This is a genomic window from Cupriavidus sp. FW305-26 (assembly GCF_058787975.1).
This window is the reverse complement of sequence record NZ_JBYTAH010000002.1, coordinates 1-17,308: the sequence shown is the minus strand read 5'-3', so window position 1 is coordinate 17,308 and position 17,308 is coordinate 1. Positions and strand designations below refer to the sequence as shown.

Annotated in this window: 15 protein-coding genes; 4 read left to right on the top strand and 11 right to left on the bottom strand. The window is 67.2% G+C overall.

Annotated features, from left to right (window positions below):
* Positions 1–41: 41 nt before the first annotated feature.
* The gene (locus tag AC3WQZ_RS01680) at positions 42–269 is read left to right on the top strand and encodes a hypothetical protein (protein WP_010812829.1); all 228 of its coding nucleotides are present in this window, start codon (positions 42–44) and stop codon (positions 267–269) included.
* Positions 270–351: 82 nt separating this feature from the next.
* On the opposite strand, the gene AC3WQZ_RS01675 is transcribed toward AC3WQZ_RS01680, so the two are convergent.
* Entirely contained in the window at positions 352–2,589 is a 2,238-nt protein-coding gene (locus tag AC3WQZ_RS01675) for an NADP-dependent isocitrate dehydrogenase (RefSeq protein WP_010812828.1), read from the bottom strand.
* Positions 2,590–2,930: 341 nt separating this feature from the next.
* Between AC3WQZ_RS01675 and AC3WQZ_RS01670 the strand changes: the two genes are divergently transcribed.
* Positions 2,931–4,292 carry an esterase-like activity of phytase family protein gene (locus AC3WQZ_RS01670; protein ID WP_492299932.1) on the top strand — a complete coding sequence of 454 codons (1,362 nt, stop codon included), beginning with the start codon at positions 2,931–2,933 and terminating at the stop codon, positions 4,290–4,292.
* Between the two features lie 70 nt (positions 4,293–4,362).
* On the opposite strand, the gene AC3WQZ_RS01665 is transcribed toward AC3WQZ_RS01670, so the two are convergent.
* A complete protein-coding gene (locus AC3WQZ_RS01665; protein WP_058696526.1) occupies positions 4,363–5,904 on the bottom strand; it encodes a methyl-accepting chemotaxis protein in 1,542 nt (513 codons plus the stop codon).
* A 279-nt stretch (positions 5,905–6,183) separates the two neighbouring features.
* Here AC3WQZ_RS01665 and AC3WQZ_RS01660 point away from each other — a divergent pair, with 279 nt between their 5' ends.
* Complete coding sequence (locus AC3WQZ_RS01660) at positions 6,184–6,612, top strand: phasin family protein (RefSeq protein ID WP_010812825.1); 429 nt, start codon at positions 6,184–6,186, stop codon at positions 6,610–6,612.
* Positions 6,613–6,624: 12 nt separating this feature from the next.
* On the opposite strand, the gene AC3WQZ_RS01655 is transcribed toward AC3WQZ_RS01660, so the two are convergent.
* Positions 6,625–6,930: a DUF1272 domain-containing protein gene (locus tag AC3WQZ_RS01655; protein ID WP_010812824.1), complete on the bottom strand. Its 306-nt coding sequence runs from the start codon at positions 6,928–6,930 to the stop codon at positions 6,625–6,627.
* Between the two features lie 460 nt (positions 6,931–7,390).
* Entirely contained in the window at positions 7,391–8,320 is a 930-nt protein-coding gene (locus AC3WQZ_RS01650) for a LysR family transcriptional regulator (protein ID WP_010812822.1), read from the bottom strand.
* 176 nt (positions 8,321–8,496) lie between these two features.
* Here AC3WQZ_RS01650 and AC3WQZ_RS01645 point away from each other — a divergent pair, with 176 nt between their 5' ends.
* The gene (locus AC3WQZ_RS01645; protein WP_010812821.1) at positions 8,497–9,471 is read left to right on the top strand and encodes a tripartite tricarboxylate transporter substrate-binding protein; all 975 of its coding nucleotides are present in this window, start codon (positions 8,497–8,499) and stop codon (positions 9,469–9,471) included.
* 8 nt (positions 9,472–9,479) lie between these two features.
* On the opposite strand, the gene AC3WQZ_RS01640 is transcribed toward AC3WQZ_RS01645, so the two are convergent.
* The 7 genes from AC3WQZ_RS01640 to AC3WQZ_RS01610 form a co-directional block, all read right to left on the bottom strand.
* Positions 9,480–9,767, bottom strand: a complete 288-nt coding sequence (locus tag AC3WQZ_RS01640; protein ID WP_010812820.1) for a XapX domain-containing protein — start codon at positions 9,765–9,767, stop codon at positions 9,480–9,482.
* Between the two features lie 39 nt (positions 9,768–9,806).
* The gene (locus AC3WQZ_RS01635; protein WP_439669249.1) at positions 9,807–11,267 is read right to left on the bottom strand and encodes an aldehyde dehydrogenase family protein; all 1,461 of its coding nucleotides are present in this window, start codon (positions 11,265–11,267) and stop codon (positions 9,807–9,809) included.
* Between the two features lie 160 nt (positions 11,268–11,427).
* Complete coding sequence (locus AC3WQZ_RS01630; protein ID WP_454749700.1) at positions 11,428–13,053, bottom strand: MFS transporter; 1,626 nt, start codon at positions 13,051–13,053, stop codon at positions 11,428–11,430.
* Positions 13,050–13,499 (bottom strand): DoxX family protein, encoded by a 450-nt coding sequence (locus AC3WQZ_RS01625; protein ID WP_010812817.1) that lies wholly within the window; start codon positions 13,497–13,499, stop codon positions 13,050–13,052. The genes AC3WQZ_RS01630 and AC3WQZ_RS01625 overlap by 4 nt, the downstream gene beginning before the upstream one ends.
* A 34-nt stretch (positions 13,500–13,533) precedes the next feature.
* Entirely contained in the window at positions 13,534–15,474 is a 1,941-nt protein-coding gene (locus AC3WQZ_RS01620) for an amidohydrolase (protein WP_010812816.1), read from the bottom strand.
* A gap of 5 nt (positions 15,475–15,479) precedes the next feature.
* A complete protein-coding gene (locus AC3WQZ_RS01615) occupies positions 15,480–16,301 on the bottom strand; it encodes an alpha/beta fold hydrolase (protein WP_010812815.1) in 822 nt (273 codons plus the stop codon).
* A gap of 60 nt (positions 16,302–16,361) precedes the next feature.
* Positions 16,362–17,048 carry a hydrolase gene (locus AC3WQZ_RS01610; RefSeq protein ID WP_010812814.1) on the bottom strand — a complete coding sequence of 229 codons (687 nt, stop codon included), beginning with the start codon at positions 17,046–17,048 and terminating at the stop codon, positions 16,362–16,364.
* Positions 17,049–17,308: the final 260 nt, after the last annotated feature.

Genomic DNA, 17,308 nt, shown 5'->3' with positions numbered 1-17,308 from the left:
GCCGGCATGCTACAGTGGCCGATCGAACGGAACAGACACGGATGACACTCTGCACTGCCTGCCAGGCCATTGAACGCCACGTGCGCGGCGCCCCCGGGCACGCGGCACTGCGCATCACCGACACCCGACGCATCAAGCCCGCCGGCTCCGCCGCCGTCACCATCAGCAGCTTCGTCTGCCAGGACTGCGGCGCGCTCTGGACCTACCGGGACCAGAAGAGCGGCCCGGAACAGGGGTGGGACATCCATATGGAAGCGCAGCAGCCATAACGCCTTCCGCGGCGCAAAGAAAAACCCCGGGCCAGGGCCCGGGGTTGCGACACCTGCCGGCCCGCCGAGCGGGCCAGTCCGGTCAGGCCGTCACGGTCGACAGCGCGGCGTTCAGCGTCTGGCTCGGGCGCATCGCGGCGCTGAGCTTGTCGGCTTCCGGCATGTAATAGCCGCCGATATCCACCGGCTGGCCCTGCACGGCGCCGAGTTCGCCAACGATCTTCTGCTCGTTGTCGGTCAGCGTCTTGGCCAGCGGCGCGAACTTCGCGGCCAGTTCGGCGTCCTCCGACTGGGCGGCCAGTTCCTGCGCCCAGTACATCGCCAGGTAGAACTGGCTGCCGCGGTTGTCCAGCTGGCCGGTCTTGGGCGACGGGCTCTTGTTGTTGTCCAGCAGCTTGCCGGTGGCAGCATCCAGCGTCCTGGCCAGGATCTTGGCCTTGGCATTGCCGGTCTTGATGCCAACGTCTTCCAGCGACACCGCCAGCGCCAGGAACTCGCCCAGCGAATCCCAGCGCAGGTGGTTTTCTTCCACCAGTTGCTTGACATGCTTCGGAGCCGAACCGCCGGCGCCGGTCTCATACATGCCGCCACCGGCCATCAGCGGAACGATCGACAGCATCTTGGCGCTGGTGCCCAGTTCCATGATCGGGAACAGGTCGGTCAGGTAGTCGCGCAGGATGTTGCCGGTCACCGAGATGGTGTCCAGGCCGCGGATCACGCGCTCCAGCGTGTAGCGCATGGCGCGCACCTGCGACATGATCTGGATGTCCAGGCCGTTGGTATCGTAGTCCTTCAGGTAGGTCTCGACCTTCTTGATCAGCTCGGCTTCGTGCGGACGGTACGGGTCCAGCCAGAACACCGCCGGCATGCCCGAGTTGCGCGCGCGCGTCACGGCCAGCTTGACCCAGTCGCGGATCGGCGCGTCCTTGACCTGGCACATGCGCCAGATGTCGCCCTGCTCGACATCCTGCGTCAGCAGCACTTCACCAGTGGCCAGGTCGACGATGTTGGCGACGCCGTCTTCGGCGATCTCGAAGGTCTTGTCGTGCGAGCCGTATTCTTCGGCCTTCTGCGCCATCAGGCCCACGTTGGGCACGGTGCCCATGGTGGTCGGGTCGAAGTTGCCGTTGGTCTTGCAGAAGTTGATGATCTCCTGGTAGATGCGGGCAAAGGTGCTTTCCGGGATCACGGCCTTGGTGTCCTTCGGACGGCCGTCGGCACCCCACATCTTGCCGCCGATGCGGATCATGGCCGGCATCGAGGCATCCACGATCACGTCGTTGGGCGCGTGCAGGTTGGAAATGCCCTTGGCCGAATCCACCATCGCCAGTTCCGGGCGATGCTCGTGGCAGGCGTGCAGGTCGCGGATGATCTCTTCGCGCTTGGAGCTGGGCAGCGCCTCGATCTTCTCGTACAGGTTGACCAGGCCGTTGTTGACGTTCACGCCCAGTTCGTCGAACAGCGCGCCGTGCTTGGCGAAGGCTTCCTTGTAGAAGATCTTGACGGCGTGGCCGAACACGATCGGGTGCGACACCTTCATCATGGTCGCCTTGACGTGCAGCGACAGCATCACGCCGGTCTTGCGCGCGTCTTCGAACTGCTCTTCATAGAAGTCGCACAGCGCCTTCTTGCTCATGAACATGCTGTCGATGATCTCGCCATCCAGCAGCGAGACCTTGGGCTTGAGCACGATGGTCTTGCCGCTCTTGGTGACCAGCTCCATCTTGACGTCACGCGCGCGGTCCAGGGTCATGGACTTTTCGCCGTGGTAGAAGTCGCCATGCTTCATGTGCGCCACGTGCGTGCGCGAGGCCATGCTCCACTCGCCCATGCTGTGCGGGTGCTTGCGCGCGAAGTTCTTGACCGCTGCCGGTGCGCGGCGGTCGGAGTTGCCTTCGCGCAGGACCGGGTTCACGGCCGAGCCCAGGCACTTGGAATAGCGCTTCTGGATTGCCTTTTCTTCGTCGTTCTTCGGATCTTCCGGATAGTCCGGCACCTTGTAGCCCTTGCCCTGCAGTTCGCGGATGGCGCTGACCAGCTGGTGCACCGAGGCGCTGATGTTCGGCAGCTTGATGATGTTGGTGTCCGGCAGCTGGGTCAGCTTGCCCAGCTCGGCCAGGTTGTCCGGCACGCGCTGCGCTTCGGTCAGGAATTCGGGGAACTCGCCCAGGATACGGCCCGCCACCGAGATGTCGCTGGTGGTGACGTTGATGCCGGCGGGCTTGGTGAAGGTCTGGATGATCGGGAGGAACGCACTGGTCGCCAGCAGCGGAGCTTCGTCGGTCAGCGTGTAGATGATGGTGGGTTGCTGGGTACTCATTGCTTCTCTCAGATCCTCGAACGGGTGGTAGGACATCCGCCTGCTGGGTCACAGCGCGGCGGCATACTAGGCGAAAAATAGAATTTTGCCTCAGTTTGCTTTCAGGGGCCTGAAAACCCACTGCTTTTTGCGCGGCTATCGGCAGAAATCCGGATGCCGGTGCCGCGTTTGGGCCCGCCCGCACAGCATGATCGTTCGCAGATTGCACCGGCACGGTGCCCATATCGCATCTACGCTGCGACGCAACATGCCGGGGCCGTGCGCCCCACGGATCACAGCTCTGTCAAACTTGGCGCCGACAATGCAGGGTTTTGTCCTCTTCAACGCCAAGGAAAACCACAATGTCTCGTCATTTGCTGCTGGCCCCGGCGGCCATCGCACTGGGCTGCCTGGGCGCGGCGCAGGCGTGGGCGCAGGCCCCTGTCGCCTACCCCGCCACGCTGGCAGGCCACGCGGTGCTGCCGGCCCAGACCCTGCTTGCCGTGCCGAAGGACGCGCCCGCTGACCTGCAGGTCAGCGGCAAGTTCACCACCGCGCAGCGCGTGGACACGCCGGGCACGGTCGAAGGCAAGTCCAATGGCCGCCCCACCGGCGTGTCGCTGCCGTTCCGCGGCCAGCCGGCCCAGGGGCATTCCGGCATCAAGCGCATGGCCGACGGCAGCTTCTGGGTGCTGACCGACAACGGCGCCGGCGCCAAGGCCAACTCGCCGGACTTCATGCTGTACCTGAACCACTACAAGGTGGACTTCGGCAGCGGCCGCCTGCAGCGCCTGAAGACCATCTTCCTGCACGACCCGGACCAGAAGGTGCCGTTCCGCATCGTCCACGAGGGCACCAGGCAGCGCTACCTGACGGGGTCGGATTTCGATACGGAGAGCTTCCAGTTCGCCGACGGAGCGATCTGGATCGGCGACGAGTTCGGCCCGTTCCTGATCAAGGCGGACCTGGACGGCAAGGTGCTGGCCGTGTTCGACACCAAGGTCGACGGCAAGGTGGTGCGCTCGCCCGACCATCCCGCCGTCACCGCGCCCGGTGCGCCAGACGGCAGCGTGAAGTTCCAGGTGCGGCGCTCCAAGGGCTTCGAGGGCATGGCGTCCTCGCCCGATGGCAGCAAGCTGTACGCGCTGCTGGAAGGCGCGCTGTGGGACGAGGCCGCCAAGGGCTACGAGAACGAAGGCGGCAAGCCCTACCTGCGCGTGCTGGAGTTTGATGTCAGGCAGCAGGCCTGGACCGGCCGCCACTGGAAGTACGTACTGGAAGGCGCCAGCCACGCCATCGGCGACTTCAACATGATCGATGCCACCACCGGCCTTATCATCGAGCGCGACAACGGCGAAGGCACGCCGGACAAGGCCTGCCCGGCCGGGCAGAAGCGCCCGGACTGCTTTGACGATGTGGCGAAGTTCAAGCGCGTGTACAAGGTCGAGCTGAGCGATGCCAACGCCGGCGGGCCGCTGCGCAAGATCGGCTATATCGACCTGCTGCGCATTGCCGACCCGGGCAAGCTTGCGCGCAAGCCGTTGACCGATGGCGTGCTGGCGTTCCCGTTCTTCACCATCGAGAACGTCGACGTGGTCGACGCCACGCATATCGTGGTGGGCAACGACAACAACCTGCCCTTCAGCAGCAGCCGCGAGCCGAACAAGGCGGACGACAACGAGCTGGTGCTGCTGGAGGTGGGGGAGTTCCTGAAGGCGCGGTGAGCGTCTGCTGTGATGGGGGGTGCTCCCCTCTCCCGCTTGCGGGAGAGGGGAGAAAACAAGCAGGCTACGCTTACGCCGCCAGCCTGAACGTCGACACCGCCTCCTTCAGCCGCTGCGCCTGCTCCTCCAGCGAGCCTGCTGCAGCAGCGGCCTCTTCCACCAGCGCCGCGTTCTGCTGCGTCACGGTATCCATCTGCGTCACCGCCTGGTTGACCTGCTCGATCCCGGCGCTCTGCTCGGCCGAGGCCGCGCTGATCTCGCCCATGATGTCGGTCACGCGCTTGACCGCGGCAACGATCTCCACCATGGTCTGGCCGGCCTGCGTCACCTGCATGGAACCCTTCTCGACGCGATCGACCGAATCGCCGATCAGCGCCTTGATCTCCTTGGCTGCGGAAGCGCTGCGCTGCGCCAGCGTGCGCACCTCGCCCGCGACCACGGCGAAGCCGCGGCCCTGTTCGCCGGCGCGCGCGGCTTCCACCGCGGCATTGAGCGCCAGGATATTGGTCTGGAAAGCGATGCCTTCAATCACGGCGATGATGTCGACCACCTTCCTCGACGCGCCGTTGATCTCCTCCATGGTCTCGGCAACCTTGCCCGCCGCGTCGCCGCCCTTCTCGGCGATGTCCGAGGCATTGACCGCCAGCGTGCTGGCCTGGCGCGCGTTGTCGGCGTTCTGGCGCACGATGCTGGTCAGCTCTTCCATGCTGGCCGCGGTCTGCTGCAGCGACGAGGCCTGTTCTTCCGTGCGCTGCGACAGGTCGGTGTTGCCGGCCGCGATCTGGCTGGTGCCGGACACGATCGACTCGGTGCCCGCGCGCACCTGGCGTACGATGCGCAGGATATTGGCGTTCATGTCCGCCAGTGCCTGCAGCAGCTGTCCGGTTTCATCGCGGCTGTCGACGTCGATGCGGCTGGTCAGGTCGCCCGACGCCACGGTGCGCGCCACCGCCACGGCGCGATGCAGCGGCCGCGTGATGCCTGCCGTCAGCCATACCGAGAACGCGATGCCGATCGCCAGCACCACCACGCCGAGCCCGATCAGGCTGTTGCGGGCGTTGACGTAGATGCTGTTGATCTCGCGCGCGGTGGCGTCGATGCTGGCGCGCTGGATGTCGAGCAGCTTCTGGATCTCGCCCAGGTAGGCGTCGCCGGCCGGGACGAACTCTTTCTCCAGCACCTGGTTGGCCTCTTCGGTCAGCCCCTCTTGCTTGAGTTTGGTGATCTTGTCGCGGCCGTTGTTGTACGGGTCGCGCACGCTCAGGATCTTCTGGAATGCGGCCTTTTCCTCGGCCGAGCTGAGCATGGGCTGGAGCTTGTCGCGCAAGGCGGCGATGCCTTCGATCGACGCCTTGGTCTCGGCCGCGAAGAACGCGCCGAGCGACGGGTCGGCACTGCGCGCCACCGCCGTGGTGCGGCGCACGCTGGTGTGCATGAGGCGGTACCAGTCGCTGACCAGCCGCTCCTTGGTCAGCGGCTGCTGCATCATCGCGTGCGTGCGCTCAGCCACCTGTTGCAGGCGCATCATGCCGAATACCGTCATGAACGCAGAAAGCAGCAATACCACCCCAAAGCCGATGCCGAGGCGGACCCCGATGCCTAGATTCTTCATGTCTTCTACCTGATTAGCACTGGTTACGGCGAAGTGCCGGTCCGCGCCTGGGACGGCGCGGCGTTCTTCGCTCTCATCGTCCGCGGACGGGCCCGCTCGGGCCGACGCACTTGCGGGCTATGGATGCCAACGGCATGGGGTCCGGAAACTTTAGGGTCTTCCTCGATTGACGGCCAGAAGTGTGCGGATACCGGCTATAGTGGACAGGAACCCGGCCGAAGGGCACGCTCCATCCCCGCCGCCGGCCACCCTGCCAGTCCTTCCAGAAGGAGACCCAGCATGGCCACGCCTCCCAATCCCTTTGCAGACTTCACCAAGATGATGGAACAGTTCCGCCTGCCGGGCGTGGACATGAGCGCGGTAATGGAAGCGCGCCGCAAGGACATCGAGGCCCTGACCGAGGCCAACAAGCTGGCCTATGAGGGCATCCAGGCCCTGGTGCAGAAGCAGCAGGAGATCTTCGCCCAGACCATGCAGCAGCTGCAGGCGGCCGCTCAGCAGTACAGCACCGCGGGCAATCCTGCCGAGGCCATGGCCAAGCACAGCGAATTCGTGCAGCAGCAGCTGCACCAGGCACTGGAGAACATGCGCGCGCTGGCCGAAACCGCGCAGAAGGCGCAGGCCGAAGCGCTGGCCGTGATCAGCAAGCGCGCCGAGCAAAATGTGAAGGAGGCTGGCGAGTTGCTCAAGCCGAAATCCAAGGGCTAGCCCAGGCCACCGCTAGCGCTGCTCGGGCGGGACCGGGGCGATCGCCCCGGCAAAGCGGGCATGCACCTCGAGGTCCACCGGCCGGTGCTTGACCCTGGTGCTGGCCGGGTTGTTGCCGAGGTAGTTGCCGTTCTTCCAGTCGCGTGCCGGGCGCACCGGACGCGGCACGAAGCCGCCCCCGCAGTTCGGGCAGACATTGCGGAGCGTATCCACGCAGTCTGCGCAGAAGGTGCATTCGTACGAGCAGATACGGGCTTCGGTCGATGCGGGTGGCAGGGGCTTGTTGCAATGCTCGCAGCCCGGTCTGAGTTCCAGCATATCGCTTGCGGTGAACGATTGGGGATCGACGCTATCGTAGCCGCATTTCCGCTGACGGGGCTCGCTCGTTCCAGCGCACCACCGCAGCCGGCCCCGGCCTGATGCCCGGCGCCGCCGAGTTGCTGCGCTACCAACGCAAGGATTTCGCGGTGGACCTGCAGGCGGACGGGTCGGTGGCCGCGGTCAGCAACAGCCAGGCCTGTGGCAAGGCCACGATGGCTTCTACGAACTGGCCCGCTACCCCGAGGCCCGGCCCTTCGGCGCATGGGCCAAGGCGCTCACGTTTGAAGAAATCGAGCGGGCGGATACCGTTTCCGGGCGTTATATCAACCATCCTTTCGGCAACGGAAATGAATGCCGCGACCGTGTCTCTGGGCATCGCCGGACGTCCCAAGGCTCGATGCTCCCCTACATCGGCCTGCGATAGTGAAGCCTCGTCGCACTGGCTTATCGCTCCCCCTTACCGCACCCACCCCCTCTCCATCAACGGCACATCCCACGGCGGCTCGCCCTGCAGCCTTTCCGCCAGGTAGTCCACCAGCACCCGCACCTTCAGCGCCTGCCGCTGCGTGGCCGGATACACGGCGGCGAACTCGAACGATGACAGCGCATAGTCGTGCAGCACCGGGACCAGCCGGCCGGCCAGCAGGTCTTCGCTGGCGACCAGCGTGGGCAGGCAAACCACGGCGGCACCGCTGACCGCATAGTCGCGCAGCAGGTGGACGGAGTTGGTGCGCATGCGCGGGGCCAGGTCGATCTCGACCGATTCGGCATCGCGCGAGAAGGTCCACTTGTTGCGGGTCGGGTAGGCGGAGTACAGCGCCACCTTGCTGCAGATCAGGTCCGCCGGCCGCTCCGGCTTGCCCCAGCGTTCAATGAACTCCGGGGCCACGCAGAAGATCCGGCGCAGTGTGAACAGGCGCCGCGCGATCAGCGAATCGTTCTGGGGCGCGAAGATCTGGAAGGCCACGTCGAAGCCTTCCTCGATCGGGTCGATGACGCGGTCGTTGACGACGACGTCCAGTTCGATATCCGGATACTGCTGGCTGAAGCCGGCCAGGATATCGGCGAAGTGGCCAATGGCGAAGCCGGGCAGCACCTGGATGCGCAGGCGCCCCGCCGGGGTGGCGCGCAGGTCGCGCATCTGGTCGGTCAGGTCGGCCAGGTTGGCGACCACGTCGGCGCATTGACGGTAGTAGGTCTCGCCCACTTCCGACAGGCGCACGTGCCGCGTGCTGCGATGGAACAACGGCGCGTTGATGTACTTCTCGAGCTGCTGCACGCGGTGGCTGACGACGGAATTGGTCACGCCGAGCTGGCGCGCGGCCTCGGCAAAGCTTAACGTGTCCGCGACCCTGACAAAGGCTTCGATACTGAGAAAACGGTCCATGGCAAACCCGTGCGAAGAGGATCATGACCCACCGCAGTGCTACCATCTGGCCCTCGCCGGGCCAGCAAGGCCGAACGTACCGCGGTTGCTTGCACAACGGTGAGGCGCGGCGACATCCCGGCCGCGATCAGAAGGCAGTTCGACGGCAATCATAGCGAACGAGGGGCAGATCCGTCATGCAGATCCGTGCATTGCATCGCCGTCGCCTGGTGCTGGGCGGCGCCGCGGCCATGCTGCTGGCCGGCCGCACCGGCGCACAAGCGCGCAGCAACGGCCCGCTGGTGCTGGTCGTGCCGTTTGCGCCAGGCGGCGTGGTCGACAAGACCGCGCGCGCAGTCCATGTTGGCCTCGGACGCCGGCTCGGCCAGACCGTGGTGATCGAGAACCACGACGGCGCCGGCGGCACCATCGGCACGGGCATCGTGGCGCGCAGCAAGGCCAACGGCCACACCATCGGCCTGGTCTATGACTCGTATGCGACCGAGCCGCTGGCCTACCCGAACCTGCCTTACCGCGCCGGGCGTGATCTCACCGGCGTGTCGTATATGGTGCGCGCGCCAATGGCGCTGGTGGTGCCGGCCGCGTCGCCGTGGCGCACGCTGCAGGACTATGTGCGGGCGTGCCGACAATGGCGCGAGGTGTCTTATGCCTCCGTGGGTGTCGGCAGTTCCAACCACCTGACCGCCGAATGGTTCCACCAGGCCGCCGGCACCCATGGCCTGCACGTGCCGTTCCGCGGCGGCGCCCCGGCACTGAAAGACCTGCTGGGCGGCCATGTCGATTCGATGTTCGCCAGCCTGCCGCTGGTGCTGGCGCAACTGCAGGCCGGCAAGCTGCGGGCGCTCGCGGTCAGCTCTTCTGCGCGCAATCCGCATCTGCCGACGGTGCCCACGCTGGCCGACACCTGGCCGGGCCTGGTCACCTATTCCTGGGTCGGCATGATCGCGCCGGCCGGCACGCCGGCCGCGCAGCTCGACCGCCTGGCCGCCGCAGTCAGCCAGACGCTGCGCGAAGCGGCCGTCACGCAGTACCTGTACGACAATGGCTTTGAAGTCGTGGCCAGCGGACGCGAGGCGATGAATGCACTGGTCGCTTCCGAAGCGGCGCGCTGGGCGGAACTGGCGCGGCAACGCACGCTGGCGCTGAGCTAGCGCGATGCCTAGTGCGCCTGCGGCTCGTCCCGTGCTGCTTCCGCAGCCGGGCGTGCCGCCGTCGGCGCCGACGGTGCGCCGGTGATCTTCGGCACGCACTCGCCACGGAACCAGGCCACCGTGACCGCCTCGCCCGCCAGCAGGCGCTTGACGGGCGGCACCACTTGCTCGCCGATCAGCATGCCCAGCAAGCCGATCAGCGCCACCACCGGCGGCGCCGGCGAGCGCACCTGCAGCAGTGCATAGATGATGCCGACCAGGATGCCGGCGGCCAGTGATACCAGATAGAGCTTCATTGCGTTCTCCCTGAAATGATTGGTGGTGCCGCGCGGGCTTCAGCGCGCAAAGTGCGGCGCAATGCCGGCATCCACGTTGATCCATACCGAGCGCGACTCGGTGTAGCCGTGCATCGCCTCGAACCCCATGTCGCGCCCGTAGCCGGATTCACCCACGCCGCCGAAGGGGCTGCCCGGATGGACGCGCTTGTAGCAGTTGACCCAGCACATGCCGCCGCGGATATCGCGCGCGAGGCGGTGCGCGCGGGCCAGGTCGCGCGTCCATAGCCCGTTGCCCAGCCCGTATTGCGTGGCGTTGGCGATGGCCAGCGCCTGCTCGTCGCTGGCAAAGCGCAGCACCGTGACGACCGGGCCGAAGACCTCTTCCTGGGCGATGCGGTCCTGCGGGCGCGCAGCGACCACAGTGGGCTCGACATAGAAGCCCTGGCGCAGGCCGGGGTCGGCAGGGGCCTTGCCTCCGGCCAGCACGGTGCCGCCCTGGGCCTGTGCCATCTCCACAGACTCCAGCACGCGGTCGCGGTGGGCGGCCGAGGTCAGCGGCCCCATCTCGGTGGCAGGGTCGGCCGGATCGCCCACGCGGATCGATTGCGCCAGCGCCACGAAGCGCTCGAGGAAGGCATCGGCGATGTCCTCATGCAGCAGCAGGCGCGAGCCGGCGATGCAGGCCTGGCCCTGGTTGTGGAAGCTGGCCCAGGCCGCGCCCGCCACGGCGGTATCCAGGTCGGCATCGGCAAAGACGATATTGGCGCCCTTGCCGCCCAACTCTAGCTGGATGCGCTTGAGGTTGCCGCGCGAGGCCTCGACGATGCGCCGGCCGGTGGCAGTGGACCCCGTGAAGGCGATCTTGTCCACGTCGGGATGATTGGCCAGCCGCTGCCCGGCCACGTTGCCGAAGCCGGGCACGACGTTGATCACGCCCGGCGGGAAACCGACGTCAGCCGCCAGCGCCGCCACGCGCAGCGCGGACAGCGGCGTCAGCTCCGACGGCTTGAGCACCACCGTATTGCCCGCCGCCAGTGCCGGCCCCAGCTTCCAGCCGGTGAACATCAGCGGGAAGTTCCACGGCACGATCTGCCCCACCACGCCGACCGGGGCCCGTTGCACATAGTTGAGAAAACCGGGTTCGACCGGCACCACGGTGCCTTCGATCTTGTCGGCCATGCCCGCGAAGTAACGGAAGCACGCGGCGGTGCGCGGTACGTCGAGGCCGCGCGCATCGCGGATGGGGTGGCCGGTGTCGGCGCTTTCGAGTTCGGCCAGACCCGTGTCGGCCTCGATGGCGTCGGCCAGCCGTGCCAGCAGCCTGCCGCGTTCGCCGGCGGCGAGGCGCGACCATGCGGGAAAGGCGCGGCGTGCCGCGGCCACGGCGCGGTCGATATCGAGCTGCGCGCCCGCGGTCACGCGCGTGATCAGGCTGCCGTCGTGCGGATTGACGACGTCGAGGGTGTCCCCGTCAAGGGCGTCGACGAAGCGGCCGTCGATAAACAGCTGGTTGTGCATGGGGGGTCCTTGGGGACGAGGGACGCGTAGGTGGCAGGGTGGCGGCATTGCCTGAAGGGCGGTGTCGGTCGCCACGCCTGCCCTCACCCCTGCCCCGCTCCCGCAAGCGGGAGAGGGGAGTTCCGCAGCGGCAGATCGGAAGGCCGTCGCTATGGCTTGCTTATTCCAGAGGCCGCCCCGCTGCCAGCAGGTGCCGCACCCGCGGCGGCCCTTCGCCGGTGTGGAAGCGCGCGACCTCGCGCTGCAGGTCTGCGTCCGCGTGCGGCACGCGCTCGTGCTGGCGCAGGTGCTCGGCCCAGGATTCGACCAGGAACCACTCGGTGTAGGCCTCGGCATCGGCCGGGTCCTCCATCACGCCCCAGTTGAACGCGCCGTCGCGCAGCCGTTCCTCGGACAGCTTGTGGATGGCTTGCAGGAAGCCTTGGCGGTCGGCCGCGCGCACGCGGTATTCGATCAGGATCATCACCGGGCCGCGGTCGTGCGCCACCTCTTCGGCGGCTTCGGGCGCTGGCCAGTGCCGTGCCGGGCCCAGGTCTTCCTCGCCACGCGGCAGCTTGACGCGGTGCATGACGAAGGCGGCCACGCACAGCGCGGCCGCGGCGATCATCAGCGCCGCCGGAGTGCCCAGCCCCTGCGCGACAAAGCCCCACACCAGGCTGCCCAGCGCCATGGCGCCGTTGAACACCATCTGGTAGACCGCCAGCGCGCGGCCGCGCACCCAGTTGGGCAGGATCGCCTGGGCCGTGCCGGCCAGCGTGGTCAGCGCCAGGATCCACGCGGCGCCAAGCAGCAGCAGCGCCAGCATGGCGACCCATGCCGGCGGCGCCACCGACAGCACCGCCATCACCGCGGCGGTAGCCAGTGCCGCGGCCAGCATCAGCTGGTCCAGGTCCAGCCGTTTCTGCAGGCGCGGCATCACCAGCGCGCCCAGGATCGCACCCACGCCGACCGCGCCAAGCAGCATGCCGTACAGCGATGCGCCGCCGTGCAGCATCTGGCGCGCCACCAGCGGCAACAAGGCCCAGATGCTGCTGCCCAGCGCGAAGTAGCAGGCCGCGCGCAGCAGCACCACATGGAGCTTGCTGTGCGCCCTGGCAAAACGCACGCCGGCGCGGAAAGCACCGAAGAAATGCTCGCGCAGCGGGTCTTCGGCGCGTGCCGGGCGCTTCCACCACAGCAGCGCGGCAATCACGAACAGATAGCTGGCCACGTCCGCGCCATAGGTCGCCGCCGCGCCGAACGCGGCCAGCAACAGGCCGCCCGCGGCCGGCCCGATGGCGCGCGCGATATTGACGCCCAGCGAGTTCAGCGCCACCGCCGGCTTCAGCTCACCGGCCGGCACCAGTTCCGGCACGATCGACTGCCAGGTCGGCCCCATCATCGCGGTGCCGATGCCGCCCAGGAAAGCCAGGCCGATCAGCAGCTCGATGGTCAGCCCGTCCTGCCATGCCAGCAGCATCAGCGAACCGCTGACCATTGCCAGCCCCACCTGGATCACGATCAGGAAGCGGCGGCGGTCGAGGATGTCAGACAGCACGCCGGCGGGAATCGCCAGCAGGAACACCGGCAGCGTGCCGGCCGCCTGGATCATGGCGACCGCGGCGGGCGAGCCCGACAGGTCAGTCGCCAGCCAGGCGCTGGCCACATCGCGCATGAAGCTGCCGATATTGCCCAGCACCGTCGCCGCCCACAGCACGGCGAAGGTGCCATGCGCCAGCGGCGCGAAGCTGCCGCCGGCCGGCGCGGCGGCACCGGGGATCGGCGCGGGCTTGGCGGCCGGGCTCATGCCTGGCCCCTGCCCGCGCGGCGTTGCCGCAGGTCTTCCCAGGCGACCAGGCAAAGGCCGCCGGCCAGCGCGATATGCTCGAAGAAGGCGTTGGCCTGCCCGAAGCGTGCATCCGGCGGCGCCTGCCAGAAGCGGTTGGCGACAAAGGTTGCCAACAAGGTGAAGACGGCCAGCGCCAGCGCGCCCAGCCACCGCAGCCGCCCGCTCAGCATCAGCGCGGCCGCGCCCAGTTCCAGCACGATCACGGCCGCTGCCAGCGGCGCGGCCGGCGCCAGGCCGAAGTGCTGCATCTCGGCGATGGCGGCACCGAAGTCAGCCGCCTTGACCAGTCCACCCTGCAGGTAGGGCGCGGACAGTGCCAGCAGCGCCAGCCAGCGCAGCCAGGCCGAGGGCGCGCCGGGCGTGGTCGCCGCGCGCGCCGTGGGGCGGATGGGATGGGCAGTCATGGTCGGGTCTCCTGGTATCGGCAACGCAGCGGCATCAGAACGCCCAGCATGAGCAACCCAGCGCGCCCCAGAACGTACTCTCGTCCGAGGTGGGCACGCCGGCCGTCCAGGCCCTGGCATGCGCATGGCCGTGCACGCCGCATGAACTGGCACAGCCGCAGGCTGTGTTCAAGGCCAGCTTTTGGGCTTGCGGGCGCGGCTGGTAGCCGCCCGCGTGGCGCACCGGCGACCAGTCCGGCATGGCCGGCGGGATGGCGGGCGACAGCTTGCCGAAGTCGCCGTCGCCATAGACCACTTCGCCGCCGAGGATGGTCAGCACCGAGGTGATGTCCTGGATCTCGTCGCCCGGCACGCTGAAGTAATCCGCGGACAGCACCGCCAGGTCGGCCAGCTGGCCCGCCTTGATCTGGCCCTTCTTGCCGGTTTCGGACGAGAACCAGGTATTGGCCTCGGTCCACAGCCGCAGCGCGGTCTCGCGATCGAGCAGGTTGGCCTGCGGGTACATCGACATGCCGCCCACGGTCTTGCCAGTGGTCAGCCAGTACAGCGACACCCACGGGTTGTAAGAGGCCACGCGCGTGGCGTCGGTGCCGGCGCCGACCTTGACGCCCTTCTCCAGCATTTTCTTCACCGGCGGCGTCGCCTCGGCCGCGCGTGCGCCGTAGCGCTCGACAAAGTACTCGCCCTGGTAGGCCATCCGGTGTTGCACCGCGATGCCGCCGCCGAGTGCGGCGATGCGGTCGATATTGCGGTCGGAGATGGTCTCGGCGTGGTCGAAGAACCAGTTCAGGCCGTTGAACGGGACGTCCTTGGCCACCTTTTCATAGACATCGAGCGCACGGGAGATGGTCTGGTCGTAGGTGGCATGCAGCCTCCACGGCCAGCGCTTCTCCGCGAGCAGGCGGATCACCGGCTCCAGGTCGGCCTCCATCGACGGCGCCATCTCGGGGCGCTCGACGCGGAAGTCCTCGAAGTCGGCAGCGGTGTAGACCAGCATCTCGCCGGCGCCATTGTGGCGGTAGAGGTCGTCGCCCTGGCCAGGCTTCACCCTGGAGGCCCAGGTCTTGAAATCGCTGAGCTCTTCCTTGGGCTTCTGCGTGAACAGGTTGTAGGCCAGGCGCACCGTGAGCTGCCCGGCCTGGTGCAGTTCCTCGATGATGCTGTAGTCCTCCGGGTAGTTCTGGTAGCCACCGCCGGCGTCGATCACGCCGGTGACACCCAGCCGGTTGACCTCGCGCATGAAATGCCGCGTGGAGTTCTTCTGGTATTCAGGCGGCAGCTTCGGGCCCTTGGCCAGCGTGGCGTAGAGGATGGTGGCGTTGGGCCTGGCCAGCAGCAGGCCGGTGGGATTGCCGCGCGCATCGCGCGCGATCTCGCCGCCGGGCGGGTTCGGGGTGTCCTTGCTGTAGCCCACCGCGCGCAGCGCGGCGCCGTTCAGGATGGCGCGGTCGTACAGGTGCAGGATGAAGACCGGGGTGTCGGGCGCCACGGCATTCAGTTCCTCGATGGTGGGCAGCCGCTTCTCGGCGAACTGGTGCTCGGTGAAGCCGCCCACCACCCGCACCCATTGCGGCGCTGGCGTGCGCGCGACCTGTTCCTTCAGCATGCGCATGGCGTCGGCGAGCGAGCGCACGCCGTCCCAGCGCAGCTCCATGTTGTAGTTCAGGCCGCCGCGGATGATATGCATATGGCTGTCGATCAGCCCGGGAATGGCGCGCCGGCCATTCAGGTCGACCACCTTCGTCTGCGCGCCGGCCAGCTTCATGATGTCCTGGCGCGTGCCGACGGCGACGAAACGCCCGTCGCGGATCGCAACGGCGTCCGCCTGCGGCCTGGACTTGTCGAGCGTGGCGAACTTGCCGTTGACGAGAATGAGGCTGGGCTGGCTGCCAGGCGGCATGGCGAAGGTCTCCGAGAGCGGCGCCGCGCCGAGCGCGGCGGCCGAGGCGATAAATTGCCGGCGGGTGACTGACATCGGGCTCAGGCCTTCAGGAAGGCCAGCAGGTCGGCGTTGACCTGGTCGGCATTGACCACGCACATGCCGTGCGAAGCGCCCGGATACACCTTGAGGGTCGCGCCCTTGACCAGTTCCACCGACCGCTTCGCCGCAGCATCGATGGGCACGATCTGGTCGTCATCGCCATGCAGGATCAGCGTGGGCACGTCGAACTTCTTCAGGTCCTCGGTGTAGTCCACTTCCGAGAATTCCCTGATGCAGGCGTACTGGCCCACGATGCCGCCGGCCATGCCCTGCGCCCAGAAGGCATCGATGGTGCCTTGCGAGACCTTGGCGCCGGGGCGGTTGAAGCCGAAGAACGGCGTCGCCAGGTCCTGGTAGAACTGCGAGCGGTTGTCGGCCACGCCCTTGCGGATGCCGTCGAACACATCGATCGGCAGCCCGCCGGGGTTGGCCGCGGTCTTGAGCATGATCGGCGGCACCGCGCCGATCAGCACCGCCTTGGCGACACGGCCGGTGCCATGGCGGCCGATGTAGTGCGCCACCTCGCCGCCACCGGTGGAATGCCCCACCAGCGTGGCATCGCGCAGGTCCAGCGCGTCCAGCAGCGCGGCCAGGTCGTCGGCGTAGGTGTCCATGTCGTTGCCCTGCGCCGGCTGGTCCGATCGCCCGTGGCCGCGGCGGTCATGGGCGATCACCCGGAACCCCTGCTGCACCAGGAACAGCATCTGCGCGTCCCACGCATCGGCATTGAGGGGCCAGCCGTGGGAGAAGACCACGGGCTTGCCACTGCCCCAGTCCTTGTAGAAGATCTGCGTGCCGTCCTGCGTCGTAATGGTGGTCATGATGGGACTCCTGGATGCAATCAAGGGATCGGGTGAGCTTGCGGCTGGTTCAGTGCCGGCTCAGCGGGCAGGCACGGCGGCCAGTGCCTCATGCGGCGTGGCGGTGCGCTGCGCGGCCTTGTGGACCATGGTGTAGGCGTAGTCCACCCCCATACCGTAGGCGCCCGAGTGCTCCTTGACCAGTTTCATCACCGCGTCATACGTGTCGCGGTGGGCCCAGTCGCGCTGCCATTCCAGCAGCACCTGCTGCCACGTGACCGGCACCACGCCGGCCTGGACCATGCGCTGCATGGCGTAGTCGTGGGCTTCCTTCGAGGTGCCGCCGGAGGCATCGGCCACCATGTAGATCTCATAGTCGCCTTCGGCCATGGCGCAAAGGGCAAAGCTGTTGTTGCAGACCTCGGTCCACAGGCCGGACACCACCACCTTCTTGCGACCGTTGGCCTTGAGGGCGTCACGCACCTTCTGGTCGTCCCAGGAGTTCATCGAGGTGCGCTCCAGCAGCTTGTGGTCCGGGAACACATCCAGCAGTTCCGGGTAGGTGAAGCCCGAGAACGACTCCGTTTCCACCGTGGTGATGGTGGTCGGGATATTGAAGATCTTCGCCGCCTTGGCCAGGCCAACGGTGTTGTTCTTCAGGGCCTGGCGGTCCATCGACTGCACCCCGAAGGCCATCTGCGGCTGGTGGTCGATAAAGATCAGCTGGCTGTTTTGCGGGGTCAGGACTTCGAGCTTGGGGTTCGTCATGATGATCTCCGGTCAGGGGGCGCCTGGATAGGCTGTGAAGTTAGTTATTGCTACCGCTGTATTCGTTCACCAGTGGTGTTCGCCTGGGGTGTGTGCATAGTAGGCAAGGCGCCGTGCACTGACTACGTAGCAAAGTCCGAGGACAGTGTTCGCGATTTGCGAATAATCGGGAGATGCAGTCGGGCGGCGGGCCGTGGCGGGAAATGGCGAGCGTGAGGGCGCTGCCCAGCGCTGCGGGGTGGGTACTGCCAGAGGCGGAC